Raw genomic sequence first — 998 nt, forward strand, 5'->3', positions numbered from 1 at the left:
CTGGGCACGCTGATCAAAGGTATGCCCTCGATCTCGATATCGATCGGCAGGCCTTCTACCGGAGTGCCTTTGATCCGGATAATCGGGGTGTCGCCGATTTTGAACTTGCTGGCATCCATCGCGATGACCTGCGCGGTACCAGCGGCGTCGCCCAGTTTGTCGACGTCCAGCACGTTGTTCACCATTTCCTTGAGCAGCGGCGCGATCAACAGGGTCAGGTCGACAACCACCACCACGCGTTGCTCGGCGCTCCAGTCTTCAGAGCGGTTGTCGACCCGGTCATAGACCTCAAAGGCCACCGCCAGACCATTGTTATCTGTGTCGCCGGCCTTGCGGATGGTGGCTTCGTCAATGTGCACTTTGATCGGCGTCTTGCCGTCGGCCTGATCCTGGGTCAGCGGCTCGCTGAGCACGAACACGCCGCCCCAGCTGACCCGGATCACGTCGCCGGCTGCGGCTTGCGGATAAGGCGCCGATCCGCCGGCAGGGTCGCCGATGGTGATCGGTACCCCGGCAGCGACGTTGTCCTTGTGGATACCGCCGTCGATGATGTCCTGCGGGATACTCATGATCAGCTTCGAGTGGCCCGGGTCATCGTTGTCGTCGTGGCCGCCGGGGCGCGTGAGCTTGACCTGCACCTCCATCACGGCCGAAGGCTCGGCCGGCAGCGGCTGACCAAAACGGGCCACGGTATAAGACACCTGGAACCTGCCGTCGTTGATGCGCTCCGACGGCACGAACATTTGCAGCTCTTGACCTTTCTCGTCCTTGTTGATGGACTTCTGAAAGACTTGGTTATTGGTGCCCCAAAAGATCACCAGCTTGTCGCCAATGTCCATCTGACTCCAAGGCCCGGCCCGGCATAACAGACCCTGGCGTGGGAAATTGTCCTGCGCGGCGGCCAGGTTGATGCCATACACGTCCGGATTCTCGGATATCGGGCCGGTGCGACCGGGGATGTCGAGTTCCTTGAGGATCAACGTCTGGTTGTCATCGGG

The 998-nt window shown here is 61.0% G+C and carries 1 pseudogene; it reads right to left on the minus strand.

The features are described from left to right. Positions 1 to 998 (minus strand): annotated as a pseudogene (locus K5E40_RS34330) (hypothetical protein); the annotation flags it as partial.

Source organism: Pseudomonas baetica (assembly GCF_019733355.1).
Lineage (GTDB): Bacteria > Pseudomonadota > Gammaproteobacteria > Pseudomonadales > Pseudomonadaceae > Aquipseudomonas > Aquipseudomonas baetica_A.